An 18,952-nucleotide genomic window follows, 5' to 3' on the forward strand; every position below is an offset into this window, starting at 1 on the left:
CCGCACCGGCCGGCCCCACGCGGAGAGCCGCCAGGACCGCCGTCGCGGCGGTGGCCTCTGTCACAGATCAGAGCGCCGTCCGGTCAATGCCCTGAAAAGGGACAAGTGGGGGCGCAATCGCGCTCATGTCCGACAGCGGAATCGATCACGGTGACGAAGCACGGCGTGCCACAGGTGCCTGCCTCGCCGCCACCTATCCGAGGACGACGATTCGATGATCAGCACAGACACAGCGACACCCCGCAGGCAGCCGAACATCCGCGAGCCCTCGGAGTCGGCGATCGCGATGCTCGACGAGCAGGGGACGGTGGTCGGATGGACGCGGGCCGCCGAGCGCCTGGTCGGGTACTCCGCCGGCGACGTGGTGGGCCGGTCGGCCTCGGCCGTACTGCCGTACTCCGAAGAAGCGCCGACGACGACCGCGGAGTTCGTCGACCGGTGCCGGGCCCGGCGCGGTTGGTCGGGCACGACGACGGTACGGCACCGGGACGGGCACCGGCTCGACGTGAGCCTGCGGGTCTCGATGCTGTGGGGGCGCGGCGAAACGGTCAGGTGGCTCGTCTCCGTGACCGACATCGGCGAGGCCTCCGGGGAAGCGACGAACGAACTGGTGCGGGAATCGCTGCTCGCCCGCGTCCCCATGAGCGTCGTCGTGCGGGACCCGCAACTGCGGTGCACCTGGGTGAACGACACGATGGAGAGCCACGACGGCATCTCCCGCGACCGTCGGCTCGGGCGGCGGTTCAGCGATGTGCGGCCGGGTGCCGAGGCCGAAACACTCGAGGCGGCGATGCGAGAGGTGATGCGGGGCGGGCCCGTGAAGGTCCACGACCACCGGACGTGGCTGCCGTCGAGCCCGCACCGGGAGCACACGTACGCGGCTTCGGTCTTCTGCCTCCAGGACGCCGATGGTCAGGTGCTCGGGGTGTGCGTCATCAGCGTCGACCTCACCGAGAGCCGGCGGGCGCGCGATCGCCTGGCCATCCTCAGCGAGGGCAGTGCCCGCCTCGGCGGCAGCCTGGACGTGATGCGGACCAGCCAGGAACTGGCCGACCTGGCCGTGCCGCTGCTCGCCGACTACGTCGCCGTGGACCTCGAACAGTCGGTCCCGTTCGGCGAAGGGCCCCCGGTCCACGTCGGCGCCACGGGCCGGCGCTTCCCCGTTTTCCGGCGCGCCGGTCTGGCATCGATCCACGACGGGGTCCCGGAGTCCCCGTGGGCGCACGGCGAGGTGGTCCCCTGGCCGCCCGCCTCACCCTTCACCGACGTCCTGCGCACCGGGATGCCCCACCTGGAACCGGTCCTGGACACCGCTCCGGGCACCTGGCTCGACGAGGACCCGGAGCGGGCGCGGACGATTGACGAGAACGGCATCCACTCGCTGATGCTCATACCCATCCGTGCGCGGCGCGTCCTGCTGGGCATGGTGTTGTTCATCCGCACCTCGGACCCGGGGCCGTTCCAGGAGGTCGACGTGCTCCTCGCCGAGGAACTCGTGGGCCGCGCCGCGCTGGCGCTGGACAACGCGCGCCAGTACGTCCGCGAGCACACCGCCGCCCTCGCCCTCCAGCGGAACCTGCTCCCGCACCGTCTGAAGGGCGGCTCGGCGGTCGACACGGCTTCGCGTTACCTCCCCGCCGACATGGATCACGGCGTCGGGGGCGACTGGTTCGACGTGATCCCGCTGTCCGGCGCGCGGGTGGCTCTCGTCGTAGGCGACGTGGTCGGACACGGGATCGACGCCGCCGCGACCATGGGCCGCCTCCGCACCGCCGTACGCACCCTCGCCGACATGGAGCTGCCCCCCGACGAACTACTCACCCACCTCGACGACACGGTCCAGCGGCTGGCCGAGGACGATGCCGACGCTCCGGAGCAGTACTCCCCGGCTGTCGGCGCCACCTGTCTGTACGCGGTCTACGACCCGGTCACCCGCCGGTGTGCCATGGCACGGGCCGGGCACCCGCCGCCCGCGATCATCGACCCGCAGGGGCGGGTCGCCTTCCCCGACCTGCCCGCCGGAACTCCGCTGGGCCTGGGCCTGGGCGTCCCCTTCGAGGCCGCGGAGCTGGAACTGCCCGAGGGAAGTCTGCTGGGCCTGTACACCGACGGACTCGTCGAGACCCGCGACCACGACATCGACGTGGGAATGCACCGCCTCGGCAGCGCCCTGGCCCAACCGGGCCGCGCCCTCGAAGAACTCTGCAGCGGCGCGATGGATACCTTCCCGGGGCAGGCGCCCTCCGACGACGCCACGCTGCTCCTCGTCCGCACCCGTACGCTCAGCCCCACCCAGGTGGCCTCCTGGGCGCTGCCCAGCGACCAGACCGCGGCCCACAGCGCCCGGCACATGGCGGCCCGCCAGCTGACCGAATGGGGCCTGGACGGTCTTGCGGACGCCACGAAACTGATCGTCAGTGAACTGGTCACCAACGCCGTCCGGCACGGCAGCGGCCGGATCACCCTGCGCCTGATCCGGCACCAGGTCCTTACCTGCGAAGTGTTCGACTCGAGCGCCTGCGCCCCACGTCTGCGCAGCGCATGCACCCATGACGAGAACGGCCGCGGCCTCTTTCTGGTCGCCCAGTTGTCCCGCAGATGGGGCTCCCGCACCGTGCCGGGCGGCAAGGTGGTCTGGGCCGAAGAGGACCTGGCCCCCGCATCGGCAGACTCACCGGCCCCCGGGGTTCCTCCCGTGTCCGCGGAACGCCCCGTCCTCGTCTCCGCGACGGCCGCGGACTCCGGTGTCGTCGCGGTACGCGGGCCCTCGCCCTGGTAGGGGGTTCGCCAGGCCGCGCGCTCCTGGTTTGTGAGGGCCGCCGTCCGGATGCAGGGTGGTTCTTGGAGCAGCAGTGCCGGACCATCCGCTCCGGGCAGCCCTACGGAGGTGCACCAGTGTCGGCAGAGGACCCGGCGGCCGGGACCGCCGGACAGGACAACGGGTCGGCGTTCGGCCCCAGGATGCTGGCGGACGTCAAACCGCCCTTCGTTCCCGAGGGTGCCTCGGGCATGACCGTTCTCGTCGAGTGGCCGCCCGGCGACCCCGGGACTCCTCCGCACCGCCACTCGGGGCCGTGTTTCGGCTACGTCCTCGAAGGTGCGGTCAGGTGGGAGCTCGAGGGCGAGCCGGAACGTGTGATCAAGGCCGGTGAGACGTTCTGGGAGCCGGGCGGTGAGGTGATCCACTACCAGAACGGCAACGCCTCCTCGGAGGTGCCGGCCAAGTACATCGTGTTCATGATGTGTGCGCCGGGCCAGCCGATGCTCACCCTGGTCGACGACGAGGAACTGGAGAAACGGGCCCACTTGCGCGCCCCACGCACCGGCGAGTGATCCGCCGGCTCGCAAGGAGGGACCCGGCCGACATGGGCAGGGGGACCGGCGTTGAGGGCACATATGACCTGCGGCATGCTTGCCTCATGCACAGCACGGACGCCACGGGCCACCTGGATCCCGGGCGCGAAGGCAAGGCCGGGACCGGGCTGCGCCTGCGAGGACGGGACCGTGAGATCGCGGCCGTCCGCGAGGCTCTGGTGGCGGTGCGTGGCGGACGAGGCGCCTGCGTCGTCGTGGAAGGCGCGCCCGGCGTCGGCAAGAGCCGGCTCCTCGCGGAGCTGGACGGCCGCGCGCGGCGGTGCGGGTTCGACGTGGTCTCCGTACGGGCCGACGAGTTCGATCAATATGCGGCAGGAGCCGCCCTGCAGTCCGTCCTGCAGGCCCACGACGGTTCCGCCCGAGCCGCCGCGGGCCTGGACGACCAGCGGCTCCGGTTGCTGGACAGCATCGCGGACGCGCTGGAGGAGCGGGCTCAGCGCGCGCCGGTAGTCGTGCTCGTGGACGACGCACAATGGTCGGATCCGGCCACGCTCTTCGCGCTGCGCACGCTGCCCGGACGCCTGGCCACCTCGCGGATCCTGTGGGTGCTGGCGGTACGGTCGGAGACCGAGCGCCCGACCGTGGCCAGGGTGCGGGAGGACCTCGAACGCCTCGGCGCCCGATGGCTGACCCTCGGCCCGCTGCCCCAGCGGGAACTGGAGCACATCGCGGCCGACGTGCTCGGGGCGGAACCCTCACCCGGTCTGGCCAGGATGCTGCGAGGCGTCGCGGGCAACCCGTTCCTCGCGATCGAACTGGTGCGCTCTTTCCCTGACACGGGGGCCGCCGCAGCAGGGACGGGTGCGGCTGGCCGCTTGTACCGGGACATACCCGTCGGCTTCCGGCAGGGTGTCGCCGCGCGTCTGCACCGGCTCCCGGAGGACGCCGCGCGTCTCCTTCAGATCGGCTCCGTCCTCGGCCGCGAGTTCGACCTCGGCACGGCGGCCCGCATGCTCGGGAGGCGGGTCGGCAGTCTGCTGTCCGGCGTGGGAGCCGCCCTGAACAGCGATCTGCTCTCGGCGGACGGCCCGCGGCTCGCCTTCCGCCACGACCTCCTGCGCCAGGCTGTCCACGAGAACCTGCCGCCGGCCGTACGGACCGCGCTGCACCGGGAGGCCGCCGAGAGCCTGCGCGCCGACGGGGCACGGTCGGCGGAGGTGGCCTGGCATGTCGTCATGGCGGGCGGCCCGCTCGACGACGACGCCGTGACCATGCTGCACACCGCCGTACGGGAACTGTCGTCGACGGCCCCCGACGCGGCCGCGGACCTGGCCCAGCGGATCGCCGGCCTGCTGCCCCCGCGCGACCGGCGCCGCGTGGGACTGCTGACCGACGCCGCCGAGTACCTCGGCCGGACCCGCCGGGTTCACGAGGCGCTCGACCTGGTCGACGCGACCCTGTCGGACGGTCTGGAGCCGACGCAGGAGGCGAACCTGCGCCTGGTGGCCGCCGAGATTCACCAGGCCGCGGGCGACGACGACGCGGCCATGACCCATCTGCAGCAGGCCCTGGCCCTCCCCGCGCTGCCGAACGACCTGCGGGTCCTGCTGCTGAAGACCCAGGGGACGGGCCACGTGTACCTCGGGAACATCACCGCCGCCGAGCAGACGGACACAGGCCTGGTCGCGGATGCCTACCAGAGCCACGATCCAGCCGTCGTCGTCAGTGTCATGGTGTTCCAGTCGCAGACGTCCTTCTACCGTGGCCGCCTCGGCCGAGCGCTGGAGCTCGCCGAGGCCGCCACCGCCCGCGCCTACGCCGAGCCGATCGTGGCCTACCTGCGGCCTCCTAGAATTCCGGCGCTGTGGCTGGCCACGGTACTGACCAGCACCGACCGGCTCGGGGACACCGAGCGGGTGCTGCGTGAGGGCCGACGCGAAGCGGAGGCGCTGGGCCTCGGCTGGTCACTGCCGCACTGGCATGCCAGGCGTGCCTGCGCCCTGCTCGAACAGGGCGCGCTGGACGACGCGGCCGTGGAGGCCGAGGCCGGCCTGGCCGTGGCGGACGAACTCGAGATCACCCAGCCGAATCCGCAGGCCCGCGCCGTGCTGGCACTCGTGGAGACCAGGCGCGGTGACCTCGCCGGGGCGAGGGACCATCTCCGCGCGGCCGAAGCCGGTTCCGGCACGAACGCGCGGCGGTACGCCCTGTGGGTGTCGCTCGCGCGCGCCTGCCTGGCGGACGCGGAGGGCAGGCACGAGGCAGCGGCGGCGGCACTCACGGGCAGCTTCGCGGACAGCGAGCCGACGCGGCTGCTCACCCTTCCGCCGTCCCACTGGCCCTCGATCGTGCGTATCGCGCTGCGCGGCGCCGACCCGTCGGTCGCGCAGGCCGTGGCCGGCGCACTGGGCACCCTGACCGCGCGGGACGACAGTCAGCGGATCGGCGCGGCCGTCCGTGCCCATGTGGACGGCCTGCTCAACAGCGACCCGCGTGCCCTCGTGTCCGCCGTCGCCGGCTACCGCAGTACCGGCAGGCGACTGGCTCTGGCCGCGGCGTGTGAGGACCTCGGCGAGCTCCTGGCCGCCTCGGCCGAGACGGCGCAGGCGATCGCGTACTTCGAAGAAGCGGGTGAGCTGGTGTCGGCCTCGGGTGCCCGGGGCGACGGCGAACGGCTGAGGCGGCGGCTACGGCAGCTGGGCGTGCGCGCGGGCACCCCCCGGCTGGACACGGTCGGCTCCCCGGGGTGGGGGAGTCTGACCGAATCCGAGCGGAAACTGATCCCGCTCGTCGTGGCCGGGCTCACCAACCGGGCGATCGCCGACCGGCTCCACGTGTCCGTGCACACCGTCAACACCCACATGAGACACATCTTCACCAAGCTCGACATCAACACCCGTGTCGAACTGACCCGGCTGGCCGTCGAACGGGGCGATGTCGCCGACGGGACCGGGTGAGCGGTGCCCCGGCTCCGGAGGCACGGGCTGCGGCGCCGAAGCCGCACCTCAGACGAAAGCGCTCTGCCCGGTTATGGACTTGCCGACGATGAGGGTCTGCATCTGGCGGGTGCCCTCGTAGGAGTAGAGGGCCTCGGCGTCGGCGAAGAACCGTGCGACGTCGTAGTCGAGGACGATGCCGTTGCCGCCGAAGATCTCGCGGCCGGCCGCGACGACCTCGCGCATCCGGGACGTGGTGAACCCCTTGGCCAGCGCCGAGTGGTCGTCGCGGAAGATGCCCTGGTCCTGCAGCCGGGCGAGCTGCACCAGCATGCCCCAGGACGCGGTGATGTCGCCCAGGCTCTTCACCAGCAGGTCCTGCACCATCTGGAATCCGGCGATCGGGCGCCCGAACTGCCGCCGCTCCTTGGCGTAGCCGAGTGCGAGCTCGTAGGCGCCGATCATGACGCCCAGAGCCTGCCAGGCGACACCGCTGCGGGTGAAGCGCAGGATCTCCGCGACGTCCCTGAAGGAGTTGATGTTCTGGAGGCGGTCGGCCTCCGGGACCCGTACGTCGGTCAGGGTGATCTCGGCGTTCTCTACGATCCGGAGCGCGATCTTGCCCTCGATCTTCACCGGCACGAACCCGGGGGTGCCCTTCTCGACGACGAAGCCCTTGACCTGGTTGTCGTCCACGTCACGCGCCCACACCACGACGTGGTCGGCGAAGGTGGCGTTGCCGATCCACCTCTTCGCGCCGTTGAGCACCCAAGTGCCGCCCCGGCGCTCGGCAGTGGTGCGCATGCCGCCGGAGACGTCGGAGCCACCCAGCGGTTCGGTCATGGCGAAGGCGCCGATCTTCTCCATCGAGGCCATGGCGGGCAGCCACCTCTCCCGCTGCTCCTGGTCGCCACCGGTGAGGATGGAGTAGAAGCTGAGGCCGTTGTGGACACCGAAGAATGTGGCGACCGAGGCGTCGACGCGACTCATCTCCATCGCGAGCATGCCGCCGAGCAGATGGCTGGTGGCGGGCAGGTGGTCACCGTAACCCTCGTACGACAGGGCGGTCAGGCCGCTCCCGCGGAACCTCTCGATCAGTTCCACGGGGAACTCGCCCTTGTCCCAGTACCCGTTGACCAACGGCTTCACCTCGTCACGCAGGAAGGCGCGGGCCTTGCCCAGTATTGTGCGTTCCTCGTCCGGGAGAAGCGCCTCGTAGAGGTAGAAGTCGGCGGCGAGCAGGTCGTCCGACAGCGCAGGGGGAGTGGTGGTCACGGTGTTCTCCTGGAAGGTCTTCGTTTCGGTCAATGGGGCATCAGAAGCATGACCAGCGTTCCCATGGCTGTCGCTCCGTCCCAGAAGCGGTCGCACACATCGCTCAGGCTGGTCGAGTCGGCCACCGTGCCGGTGGTCGCGCGCAGCGCGGGCATGTCGCGGGTCAGCGCCCGCAGAGCACAGGTGAGCAGGTACAGCGCCAACACCACGGTGACGACGCTGCCGGCCTTCGACTCGCCCATGGAGTGGCTGACCTGCATGGCCTGATGTGCCGTCGGAACGCCGTCGGCCATGGTCCGGTGCCCATGCCCCGCCGCGCGGTACGACATCCAGGTCATCGCCGCCATGCCCACCGCGTAGGGCAGTCTCCGCACCGTTGCCGACAGTTGTCCCTCCTGGCCGCTCCTGACGGCGGTCAGCGGGAACCACAGTGCGGCGGCGGCGAAGAAGACCGACTGCGGCAGCGCGGGCAGGGCGCCGCCCCGGCTCCACGGCATCACCGCCATGGTCAGTGCCATGGCGGCGTGCAGCAGATGGTCGACGCGGCGGCGGCAGCCACCGGCCCGGGCCACGACACTCTGCCGGAGCGCTCGGACGGCGGCCGCCGCGAACAAGGCGGTCAGCATGTAATGGACAACGTCGGTGGCACTCATGCCGAGTCGCACCCTCCCACGGAGCGGTCGGGATCCGTGTCGGAACTGGCTTGTGTGAGCGGTTGGGTGGTCAGCCGGTGGGGCACGGGGCGCGCAGATGGGTCCGTTCGGCCGGTTCCTTCTCACCGACGAGTTGGAGCATCGGCCTGCCCGGCGCGCACATCATGGTCGCGACGAACCGGGTCCGCGCATGCGTCAGTGCGTTGCCGTCCTGGTCATGGATCACATCACCACCCGGCCGGGCTTCTCCGGCATCGTGTTCCACCTCCGTGGATCCGCTGCATCCTGGTCCCACGCGCCTCCCGCAGTGATGACCGGACGCACGGTGAATCCGTGACACAGCAGGCTGCGCCGCGATGTCACAACACCGGCGCGAACGCCGGACGGGGCTCCGGCGTGAGGGCGACGCCCAGCAGTTCCCCGAGCCGCGCCGTGGAGAGCTCTGCGCTGCGATGCAGAACAGTGGCCATTCCCAGGGCCTCGGCGGGCGGCAGGTTCTCGGCGTTGTCGTCGACGAAGACGCAGTCCCCGCCGGGCACTTCGAGCATCGTGAGGAGCAGCCGATACGCAGCCGGGTCCGGTTTGCGCAGTCCGTGCTGCCCGGAGACGAACGCCGCGTCGAAGGCCGTGTCGATGTCGAAGCCCCGGTACATGTTCCATGGCGCCAAGCCCATGCTGTTGGACAGCAGACCCGTCTTCAGGCCGCAGGCGCGGGCCCGGGCCAGCACCGCCACCATGGAATCGTCGAGACGGGAGTCCGCGAAGATCCGGCCCAGCAGGTCGGTGCTGTCGATGCCCAGCGCCCGGCCCATGCGCCGGTTCCAGCCGGACTGACTGGCCCTGCCGCATTCGAGGTCGTGAGTGAGCGCGACCATCGCCGGGTTCCGGTACCAGCCGTGCTCCACCGCCCCCTCGGGCAGGCCTTCGCGGGCTTCGAAGCCGCGCACCGCATCGTCGAGCGATGTTGTGAGAACACCGCCGAAGTCCACTATGAGACATGTTCTCGGCACAGTTTTCCGAACCTCTCTCCCACACCGTCTGTCGGCATCCGGGCCGCACTGTCACGCACGGTGCTTGTCAGTGATCTCCTGGTACTCCGGCAAGGTCGGCTTGGGGATCTGCGAGCCTTCGCCGTAGAGGGCACGGCTGGCCCCGACCCGCAGGCGCCGGGCGAGGCGGGCGCCTGCACCCCGGTCGCCCGTGTCGCCGTTCGCGCCGGGTGCGATCGGTGTGTACTGCTCATGCTGTGTCAGGAGGTGGAGCTCCGCCCGGCCGAGAGGCTCGTGCACCTCGACGAACTCGCCGTGCGGCAGGCGCTTGACGACGCCCGTCTCGCGACCGTGCAGCACCTTGTCGCGATCCCTGCGTTGCAGACCGAGGGACCACCGCTTCGCCACGGCGTAGGCCGCGACAGGCACGACGAAGAGGCCGACGCGGACCGCCCACGTGACTGATTCGACCGAGAGATGGAACCGGGTGGCGATGATGTCGTTCGCGGCGCCGATGAGCGACACCAGATAGAAGCCGATCCAGGCCACACCGAGTGCCGTGCGCACGGGGCGGTTGCGCGGTCTGTCGAGAAGGTGCTGCTCACGATCGTCCCCGGTCACCCAGGACTCGATGAACGGGTATGCGCCCATGGCCAGGAAGAAGCCGACGCCCGCCACCAGCGGAATCAGGTTGTCCAGGGCCAGGGTGTGGCCCCACAGGGCGATCTCCCAGCCCGGCATGACGCGCAGCAGTCCGTCCGCCACGCCCATGTACCAGTCGGGCTGTGAGCCGGCCGAGACCTGGTCGACGCGGTAGGGGCCGTACAGCCAGATGGGATTGATCTGCGCGAGGGCCGCGATCGCGAAGATGACACCGCCGACCAGGAAGAGGACACCCGCGGACTTCACCGCCCGCACCCTGAGCGGCAGGCCCACCAGGTTCCTGTTGCTCCGGCCCGGGCCCGGATACTGCGTGTGCCTGTGGTGGAGCAGCAGGATCAGATGGGCCACGAGCAGTCCCACCATGATGGCCGGGATGACCAGGACATGGATCGCGTTGAAGCGCGCCACCAGTTCACCGCCCGGGAACCCGCCTCCGAAGAGAAACATCGACAGGTAGGTTCCGGCGACGGGTATGGAAAGTATTGTCCCGTTCACGACGGCGAGCCCGGTGCCGGAAAGAAGGTCGTCCGGCAGGTCGTATCCGGTCAGTCCTCCGAACATTCCGAGGACCAGCAGCAGGAAGCCGAACAGCCACTGGAACTCACGGGGTTTGCGGAAGGCCCCGGTGAAGAACACACGCAGCATGTGGACGAGCGCGGCCCCGATGAACACCAGGGCCGCCCAGTGATGCGCCTGCCGGATCAACAGGCCGCCCCGGACGTCGAAGGAGACGTGCATCGTGGAGTTGTACGCCTCCGACACCGTCTGCCCCCGCAACGGCAGATAACTGCCGTTGTACTGCACCTCTTTCATCGACGGATGGAAATACAGGCTCAGATAAACCCCGGTCACGACAATGACGAGGAAACTGTAGAGACAGATCTCCCCCAACAAGAAGGACCAGTGGTCGGGGAACGTCTTTCGTGATGTGGCCCGCAGCAGGCTGTTCGGGCCCAGGCGTCCGTCCGCCCAGCGGGCGATGCGCTCCCCATCGCCTCCTTCGGCCACTTCTTCCTTCTGGCTCGGATCATCCATGTCCGGCAACCATTCCTCACCCGGCCCGAAAAGGGACGCTCGCGATGCATGAGCCCGTCTTGCTGCCGGACAGGGAACGGATACGGCAGGTCAGTCGCTTGTCGTGGGCGGAACCGAGTCGGCGGGCCGCCTGGTCCGCACTCCCTGGGCGAGCAGGCTCATGACTGCTTCCACCCATACGACCGAGCAGGACGCGTGGATGTGACACGTCTTGCCCCGAGGTGTTCGTCAGTGTCGTCGCGTCGCCTCATCAGGCGGCGCTCGCCTTCCGTCGTCCCGCCCCAGATGCCTTCCACCTGCTCGACCTGCATGACCCAGCCGAGACACTGCTCCATGACCGGACATCGACGGCAGACGGCCTTGGCCTCGGTGATCTGAACCTGCGTCAGGCCGCCGTCGCCGATGGGGAAGAACAGATCGGGGTCGACGCGCGGGCAGGCTCCCCGTTCACGCCAGTGCGTCGTGTGGTCGCGTTGTGCTGTAGCCATGACAGAGGAGACCTCCGGGGGGTTGTCATCTGAGACGGGGCACCTGGCCGGTGTGTGACAAGGTGGCGCGCACCCGCTCAGACCACGATCTTGCGCGGGTTGAAGTTGCCCCCCGGGTCGGCGGCGCCGAAGAGGCCCGACATGATCGCGACACCCTGGGGGGAGATGTCCTCCGCCAGCCAGGGCGCGTGCTCCAGGCCCACCCCGTGGTGGTGCGAGATCGTGCCGCCGGCGTCGACGAACGCCTGCTGGATCGCGCGCTTGACGGTGTCGTACTCGCCGAGCGGGTCGTCGCCGAAGACGAAGGCGAACGTGAAGTAGAGGCAGGCTCCGGAGTGATAGGAGTGCGACATGTGCGACATGGTCCAGCCGGTGCGGCCGATCCTCTCGTAGGCGAGGTCGGCCGCCTCGTAGACCGCCGCGTGGATGCCGCGGAGCTTCGACCACGGGCCGGCCGTCTCGCTCACGTCGCCGGCGGCCCCGCGGTCGAGCAGGAAGTCGCGGATGTAGGGCGTGTCGAACTTCTTCTGGTCGTAGAGCGCACCCGGTCCCCTGCCGACGCCGATGCCGTGATGCCTGCGCACGATCCGGTCGACGATCGACTTCTGCCGTTTCACGTGTGCCTTGTCGCCCTCGAAGCCGATGAAGGAGAGGCACATCTCGTCCAGGTTCCAGCCACGCCGCCTGAGGTACGCCATGAGGCCGGCCTGTCCCGTCTTCCGAACGCCCCTCGACTCCTTGCTCGTCGCCAGGGAGAAGCCAGTCTCGTGCGCGTCCGAGACACGGGTGACCGAGGGCGACACATCGCTTTCCGCGATCTCCTGCATCGCCGCGAGGCCGTGGTCGAGATTCCTGAAGAAGTAGGCGTGGATCACCCGCTTCGCGGGGAGCCGGTGCACCTGCACCGTGACCTCGGTGATGACGCCGAGCCGCCCCTCTGAGCCCACCACCATCTCCCGGACGCTCGGCCCGGTCGACGCGCTCGGCACGGCACGGATCACGAGGACCCCGCCGGCCCGCACGACGCGCAGCCCCTTGACGATGTCCGCTATGTCGCCGTACTTGTCCGACTGCATGCCGGACGAGCGCGTGGCGACCCACCCGCCCAGCGTCGAGTGGGTGAACGAGTCGGGGAAGTGCCCCGTCGTCCAGCCCTCCTGGTTGAGTCGGGCCTCGAGGCCGGGCCCCTGCGCCCCGGCCTGGACCCGCGCCAGGCCGGAGTCGGGGTCGATCTCCAGCACCCGGTCGAGGCGGCCGAGGTCGAGCGAGACGACCACCCGGTCCTCGTCCACGTGCGGCTCCAGGCTGCCCGCGATATTGCTGCCGCCCCCGAAGGGAATGATCACGGCGTCCGCTTCGACAGCCGCGTCGACGACCCTCCGCACCTCCGCCTCGTCAGCCGGGTAGACGACCACATCGGGACTGCGCCCCATCTCGCCGGCCCGGATGCGGACCAGGTCTCGCAGGCTCTTGCCGTAGGTGTGGACGACGCGGGACAGGTCGTCCACGACCGCGTTGCCGGCTCCGACGATGTCCGTCAGCAGCGTGACGAATCCCTCGGGCGCTTCCGAGGGCGGCACCTTCAACTGCGCGAAGTCGGGCCCCGCGGTGGTGTGTTCGGCCGCCCGGAGATCGAGGCCGATGGCCCGCTGTACGAACGGCGCGAAACCAGGCTTGTCCTCGTGTCGGAAGCCGACACCTTCCACGCCCCAGCCCCACCACTTCATGTGTTTCACATCAGCGGTGCGCGTCGCGTCGGTGCGGCCGGCAGGTTCGGTCACGAGTGGTCTCCTTCGGGAATACGACGTGAGGTTGTACTCACGCCGAGGATGCGTTCGGAGTTCTCCTCGGTGAGGGTGAGGATCGCCGAGCGGATACGTTCGGTGAACTCGCTCCTCGACTCCCCGGGAAAAGCAGTGAGCGGTTCGCCGAAGACGACCCCGACCGGCAGCCGGCCCGGCCTCGGCCAGTTCGATCCGCGAGGATGCGCCGCATGCGCGCCGATGACCGCGACGGGAAGCACCGGCACCTCGGCCGACGAGGCGAGTGCCGCCGCCCCCGGCTTGAACGTTCCGAGCGAACCGTCGCGCGATCGGGTCCCCTCCGGAAAGATCAGGAGTGGCACTCCCCGGTTCAGCAGAGCCTTGGCGGTCACGGCGCGGGTGCTCACTCCGCGCGCGTACGCTCCGGTGCGGTCGACCGGGAAGGCGTTGAAGAAGAGGGCCGTCAGGCCGCGTCGCCGCCACACGTCGAAGAAGTAGTCGGCAGCGGCTCCCACCGCGAGGTAGCGCGCCAGCCGGCGCGGCAGCGCGCCCATGATGAGTGGCGTGTCCAGATGCGAGGTGTGATTGGCGACGACGACATACGAGTCCTCGACGTTCGTCAACCGCTCGCGCCCGAGCACCGTGACGCTGGTCACGCTCCAGACGAGAGGCTTCAGCAGCCCCCGCTGTGCGATGAAACGCGCCGCGGCGTGTGAGCGTGAGGTGAAACGGTCGCGTACCGTCGCAGGCATCCGCTTCCTTCCCGTGCGGGTTCGCCCGCACTGATTCCTTCAGTCAGTGAGAATGTCCGTGCGGCTGGACGAGATCCGTCGCGAGATCCACCGCAGCGTGTGGCGTGGCAGATGACGTGCGCACCAGATGAGCAACCGGTACCGGAAGCTCGGCACGGAGATCACCCGTCCGCGGCGGACGTCGCGCAGAGTCGTCTCGACGACTCGCCGGGCGTCGAGCCAGAGGAAGTCCGGAATGCTCGACGAGCGGATTCCGGCCCGCGTGTGGAATTCGGTGCGGACCCAGCCCGGGCAGAGTGCCGTCACGGTGACGCCCGTTCCGTGGAGCTCGTTCGCCAGTCCCTCCGAGAGGGAGGTCACGAAGGCCTTGACCGCCGAATAACTTCCCATCGTGACGAACCCGGCCGTGCTCGACACATTGACGACCGCGCCGTGCCCGCGTTCGTGCATGGCCCGTCCGGCGGCGCCGGCGAGCACCAGCACCGCACGCCCCATGACCTCGATCGCCCGGTCGTGCGGAGCGGTGTCGGCCGAGGTCATCGGTGCGTGCACGCCGAAACCGGCGTTGTTCACGAGCATGTCCACCGGACGGGCGGGGTCCGCCAGCCGGGCGGCGACACGTGCGACGTCGGCACGCTCGGCCAGGTCGGCGGGCAGCACCTCGACGGCACGGCCCCGGGATTCGAGCTCGGCGGCCACCCGGCCGAGCCGCTCCCTGTCGCGCGCCACCAGGACCAGGTCCCATCCGCGGTCTGCCAGGGCGCGCGCGAACGCCGCCCCGATCCCGGAGGTGGCACCGGTGACAAGGGCGACCCGGGTACGGCTCAGCACGGTCTCACCCGTCCTCTACTCGACATCCGAGATCCCCGCTCGGCCGACGACCGGCTCCGACGAGCCGCACCGGGTGACCTGCCTCGTACAACGGCAGATGGCTGAGTCCACGCGCCTGACACACCTTTCGTTTCCGGGGTCATCGCGTTAGACCGGGCACGCCTCCGCCTTGTGACACGAGCTTCCGCACATGACCGAGGCGAGTGATGTCACACATGTGTCGGGCGCGCGGTCTCACGTGAGGGTCCCGGTGGCTTCTCGCAGGCTTCGGGACCGCCGCAGAGTTTCCCCCGCTCCCGCCTAGAAAGCCCGTGCATGAACGCGAACAACGAGACGACCCTGCCGCCCGAGACAGCGGGCTTCGACGTGCGTGAGTTCGCCCGCACGGCACACGGCAGCCACCGCGGGACGCTCGACCTCGGGCCGCTCGCCGAAGAGCCGCTCGACGCCGACTCCGTCCGACTCGTGCGCGCGCTGCGCGACATGGAACGTACGACGCTGCACCGCGTACGCGACCTCCTCGTGACGGCGACACACAAGGACGCCCGGGTCACCGCGTTCCTCACCACGTGGATGTTCGAGAGGTTCTGGACTGCCGACACTCTCGACGCCGTCCTCGATGCCTCTCCCGCCGCCCGCGACCTGCCTTCGAGCGCCGGTCCGGCACGGCGGGTACCTGCGGAGCGCCGCGCACGCCGTGGCCCGATCCGTCGCTCTCTCGTCGCCGGCATCACCGGTACGCAGATCGTCGCCGAACATGTGACGACGGGCCTCGTGGACGAATGGATCACGCAGGCTGCCTACCGGCGCCTGGCCGGCGTGTCCTCCGCCACGGCGTCGATCATCGATCCCCTGGTGGAGATCAAGAACCGTCACATCCGCTTCCTCGCCGAGGAGGCCGAGCGCCGGCTACGCGACTCCGCTCGTGCCCAGCGCATCACCTGCCGTGCTCTCCGGCACGCCGCCTGGCCGCTCGGCTCGGTCGACCGCTCAGGGCACGAGCGCACCTTCTTCGAACGCCATGTCTTCGGCGACCAGCGCGGACGGGCCGAGGCGCGCCGTATCCGCGGGATGGTCGCCGCGCTCCCCGGCATCCGTCCCGGTGTCGCATCTACCGTGGAATCGAGGCTCCTTCCGTGACACCGCACCACGCGAACACCGAACTCGGCGACGCGCACGTCCTGCTGACCGGCGCCACCGGCTTCGTCGGGCAGGCCGTGCTGGAGCGGCTGCTCCGCGACCACCCCGCCACCCGTATCTCACTCCTCGTGCGCCGCAAGGGCAGTCAGACCGGGCAGGACCGGCTCCGACAGCTGCTGCGCAAACCCGTCTTCCGGCGCTGGCGGGACACCGTGGGCGCCGAAGAGGCCGACCGCATCGTCCGGGCACGGATCACCGTGCTCGAGGGCAGCGTGACCCGCGTCCCCGAGCTGCCCGCCGACCTCGACGTCGTCATCCACTCGGCGTCGACCGTCTCGTTCGACCCGCCCATCCACGAGGCGTTCGACACGAACGTCAACGGCGCCGTGGGCCTCTACAAGGCCCTGCTCGCCTCCGGATCCGACCCGCACGTCGTCCACGTGTCGACCTGTTACGTCGGAGGGCTCCGCCGTGGTGTGGTGCCCGAGGCCAGGCTCGAACACGATGTCCTCTGGCACACCGAGTGGACCCTGGCGACCCGGATCCACGAGCAGGCCGAACTCACCTCACGGGAACCGGCGATGCTCGAGCGGTTCATGTCCCGCGCCCGCGGCGACCACGGCAAGGAGGGCCCGATCGCTGCGGCCCGCGCGAGCGAGAACGCGCGGCGCGAGTGGGTGCGTTCCCGGCTCGTCGCCGCCGGCCGGCGGCGCGCCCAGAGCCTGGGGTGGACCGACGTCTACACGCTGACGAAGGCACTCGCCGAACGGGCCGCGGAAGACCTCTGGGGGGAGGCCGGACACCGGCTTTCGGTGGTCCGGCCCGCGATCATCGAGAGCGCGCTGCGGCACCCGTTCCCCGGCTGGATCGACGGCTTCAAGGTCGCCGATCCGCTGATCTTCGCCTACGGCCGCGGTCAGTTGCCCGACTTCCCCGGGCTGCCCGACTCGATCCTCGATGTCATCCCCGTCGACCTGGTCGTCAACGCCATCCTGGCCGTGGCGGCCAACCCGGCCCCCGTCGACGAGCCGCGGTACTTCCACATCGCCTCGGGCGCGTCGAATCCGCTGCCCTTCCACCGCATGTACGAGAACGTACGCGATTACTACACGCAGCACCCGCTTCCGAAGGACGGCGGATTCGTCGAAGTGCCGGACTGGAAGTTCTCGGGCGAGCGCAGGTTCAACCGCGTCCTCCGGCTGGCGAGGACGAAGGCCGACCTGTGGGACGCCGCCTTGCGGCTGATGCCGAACAACGAGCGCAAGCGCGCTCTCGCGACCGGGAACGCCAAGTTGCGCGCCGGTATCGCCACACTCGGCAACTTCGTCGACCTCTACCGCGCCTATGCGCAGACCGAGATCGTCTTCGACGACCGCAACGCCCGCGCGCTGAACAACGCCCTTCCGGCCGGAGTGCGTGAGGACCGTGGCTTCGGTGTGGAGCGGATCGACTGGGAGGGGTACCTGCAGAAGGTGCACCTCCCCGCCATCACCGAGCTGACGGCCGCCCACCGTCGTCGGAGAGCCGCGACCGTCCGGCCGCCGGGCGCCCGTCCGCGACGCGAACTGCCGCGGCGTACCGACGTACTCGCCGTCTTCGACCTCGAACGGACCGTCGTCGACTCCAACATCGTCGAGCAGTACCTCTGGGTGCGCACCGCGGGCTTCCGCAAGGCGGCCTGGCCGAAGGAGGTGGCGGACCTGCTCGTCTCCCTGCCCGGCTACCTCCGCGCCGAGCGACGTGACCGCGGCGAGTTCATCCGCGCCTTCCTGCGCCGCTACCGCGGCATGCCCGTCGCCCGCCTGGAAGAGGTGGTGCGGAGCGGCTACGCCGACACGATGCTGCGGCACACGAGCGCGGACGCCCTGGCGCGTATCCGCGAGCACCGCGCGGCAGGTCACCGCACCGTCCTGGTCACCGGCTCGGCCGGCCTTCTCGCCGCTCCGCTCGCCGACCTGTTCGACGAGGTCGTCGGGAGCTCCATGCACGTGAGGGACGGGGTGCTCACCGGCTATCTGGCGAAGCCGCCGCTGGTGGACGAGGCGCGGGCCGCGTGGCTCCTGCGGTACGCCGAGGAGGGCGGCTACGACCTCGCCGCCTCCTACGGCTACGGCGACAGCCACTCCGACCTGCCGTGGCTGTCACTGCTGGGCAAGCCCTCGGCGATCAACCCCGACGCGGAACTGGCACGCGCGTCGCACCGGAGGAACTGGGACATCCACCGCTGGAAGAGCGGCGGTGCGGGTGTGCGCCGCGAGGTCATCGCGGCCCGGGCGACGAATCCGACGCGCACCGACGGGAAGAGTGACTGATGGCCTTCGACATGGACAAGTACACGAAGAACTCCACCGGCGTGCAGTGGGCCGACCTCGACTTCGACGAGTTCGAGCGCAACCCGCTGCCCGCGGAGACGCTGCGCACACTGCGCTACATGTGCGACATCGAGTACCACACGGTGTGCTACCTGCGTGATCTGCTGACGACCCCGTCTCACGACGAGCCGGCGGTGGGCGCCTTCATGACGATGTGGAACCGCGAGGAGTTCTGGCACGGCGAAGCCCTCGCGGCCGTGCTGGAGCGCCACGGCCTCCGAGTCGACTTCGACGAGCTCAAGGCGACCCGCCTGAAGCTCGGCTGGCGGGACCGCCTGGGGACGGTGAAGCAGACGGTGATAGGTCGGCTGGTCGGAAACGATTTCGTCGCCGTGCACATGGCGTGGGGAGCGGCGAACGAGTGGTCGGCGACCGCGGCGTACCACCGACTGGCCGCGCTGGAGAGCCACCCCGTGCTGCTGCCGCTGCTCAAGCGGATCGCACAGCAGGAGACGAAGCATGTCGCGTTCTACGCATCGCAGGCGCGCGACCGCCTCGCGGCGAGCAAGAAGGCCCGGGTGGTCGCCCGCCTGGCGCTCGAGAGGGCCTGGGGCCCGGTCGGCTCGGGCGTCATGCCCGAGACCGAGGTCACGCATGTCATGACCCACCTCTTCGGGGGCTCCGAGGGCCGCAAACTCATCCGCGACATCGACGCGCACATCGCGAAGCTGCCGGGCCTGGACGGGCTGCGCATCGTCGAGGACGCCATGGACAGCCGCGGCATCGCTGCCTGACACCGC

Annotated in this window: 15 protein-coding genes; 6 read left to right on the forward strand and 9 right to left on the reverse strand. The window is 70.1% G+C overall.

All coding sequences use genetic code 11. From position 1 onward, the window contains the following. The first annotated feature begins 214 nt into the window (after positions 1–214). From BLW82_RS40130 to BLW82_RS40140, 3 genes are all read left to right on the forward strand, one after another. Positions 215–2,779 (forward strand): SpoIIE family protein phosphatase, encoded by a 2,565-nt coding sequence (locus BLW82_RS40130; protein ID WP_093507027.1) that lies wholly within the window; start codon positions 215–217, stop codon positions 2,777–2,779. A 182-nt stretch (positions 2,780–2,961) separates the two neighbouring features. Next, positions 2,962–3,333 (forward strand): cupin domain-containing protein, encoded by a 372-nt coding sequence (locus BLW82_RS40135; protein WP_093508528.1) that lies wholly within the window; start codon positions 2,962–2,964, stop codon positions 3,331–3,333. A gap of 86 nt (positions 3,334–3,419) precedes the next feature. Further along, positions 3,420–6,272: a helix-turn-helix transcriptional regulator gene (locus BLW82_RS40140; protein WP_177233220.1), complete on the forward strand. Its 2,853-nt coding sequence runs from the start codon at positions 3,420–3,422 to the stop codon at positions 6,270–6,272. Between the two features lie 48 nt (positions 6,273–6,320). On the opposite strand, the gene BLW82_RS40145 is transcribed toward BLW82_RS40140, so the two are convergent. From BLW82_RS40145 to BLW82_RS40185, 9 genes are all read right to left on the reverse strand, one after another. Further along, on the reverse strand, positions 6,321–7,526 hold the full coding sequence (locus BLW82_RS40145; RefSeq protein ID WP_093508529.1) for an acyl-CoA dehydrogenase family protein: 1,206 nt from the start codon (positions 7,524–7,526) through the stop codon (positions 6,321–6,323). 29 nt (positions 7,527–7,555) lie between these two features. Continuing rightward, complete coding sequence (locus tag BLW82_RS40150; RefSeq protein WP_093507031.1) at positions 7,556–8,179, reverse strand: DUF5134 domain-containing protein; 624 nt, start codon at positions 8,177–8,179, stop codon at positions 7,556–7,558. A gap of 70 nt (positions 8,180–8,249) precedes the next feature. Beyond that, complete coding sequence (locus BLW82_RS40155; RefSeq protein ID WP_177232775.1) at positions 8,250–8,405, reverse strand: hypothetical protein; 156 nt, start codon at positions 8,403–8,405, stop codon at positions 8,250–8,252. Positions 8,406–8,538: 133 nt separating this feature from the next. Next, complete coding sequence (locus BLW82_RS40160; RefSeq protein WP_256216117.1) at positions 8,539–9,168, reverse strand: HAD family hydrolase; 630 nt, start codon at positions 9,166–9,168, stop codon at positions 8,539–8,541. 72 nt (positions 9,169–9,240) lie between these two features. After that, positions 9,241–10,866, reverse strand: a complete 1,626-nt coding sequence (locus BLW82_RS40165; protein ID WP_093507035.1) for a cytochrome bc1 complex cytochrome b subunit — start codon at positions 10,864–10,866, stop codon at positions 9,241–9,243. A 158-nt stretch (positions 10,867–11,024) separates the two neighbouring features. Next, entirely contained in the window at positions 11,025–11,354 is a 330-nt protein-coding gene (locus BLW82_RS40170; RefSeq protein ID WP_093507037.1) for a WhiB family transcriptional regulator, read from the reverse strand. Positions 11,355–11,431: 77 nt separating this feature from the next. Further along, positions 11,432–13,135: an FAD-binding oxidoreductase gene (locus tag BLW82_RS40175; protein ID WP_218162394.1), complete on the reverse strand. Its 1,704-nt coding sequence runs from the start codon at positions 13,133–13,135 to the stop codon at positions 11,432–11,434. After that, positions 13,132–13,773, reverse strand: a complete 642-nt coding sequence (locus BLW82_RS40180) for a lysophospholipid acyltransferase family protein (protein ID WP_256216118.1) — start codon at positions 13,771–13,773, stop codon at positions 13,132–13,134. Before BLW82_RS40180 ends, BLW82_RS40175 begins: the two co-directional genes overlap by 4 nt. A 135-nt stretch (positions 13,774–13,908) precedes the next feature. Then, the gene (locus BLW82_RS40185) at positions 13,909–14,700 is read right to left on the reverse strand and encodes an SDR family NAD(P)-dependent oxidoreductase (protein ID WP_093507040.1); all 792 of its coding nucleotides are present in this window, start codon (positions 14,698–14,700) and stop codon (positions 13,909–13,911) included. A 315-nt stretch (positions 14,701–15,015) separates the two neighbouring features. Between BLW82_RS40185 and BLW82_RS40190 the strand changes: the two genes are divergently transcribed. Genes BLW82_RS40190 through BLW82_RS40200 form a run of 3 tightly spaced genes read left to right on the forward strand, consistent with a single transcriptional unit; the run spans position 15,016 to position 18,946 of the window. Further along, the gene (locus BLW82_RS40190; RefSeq protein WP_093507042.1) at positions 15,016–15,840 is read left to right on the forward strand and encodes a hypothetical protein; all 825 of its coding nucleotides are present in this window, start codon (positions 15,016–15,018) and stop codon (positions 15,838–15,840) included. Beyond that, the gene (locus BLW82_RS40195; protein WP_093507044.1) at positions 15,837–18,152 is read left to right on the forward strand and encodes an HAD-IB family phosphatase; all 2,316 of its coding nucleotides are present in this window, start codon (positions 15,837–15,839) and stop codon (positions 18,150–18,152) included. The genes BLW82_RS40190 and BLW82_RS40195 overlap by 4 nt, the downstream gene beginning before the upstream one ends. After that, on the forward strand, positions 18,152–18,946 hold the full coding sequence (locus BLW82_RS40200) for a hypothetical protein (RefSeq protein WP_093507046.1): 795 nt from the start codon (positions 18,152–18,154) through the stop codon (positions 18,944–18,946). Before BLW82_RS40195 ends, BLW82_RS40200 begins: the two co-directional genes overlap by 1 nt. The last annotated feature ends 6 nt before the right edge of the window (positions 18,947–18,952 follow it).

This window comes from Streptomyces sp. Ag109_O5-10 (assembly GCF_900105755.1).
Lineage (GTDB): Bacteria > Actinomycetota > Actinomycetes > Streptomycetales > Streptomycetaceae > Streptomyces.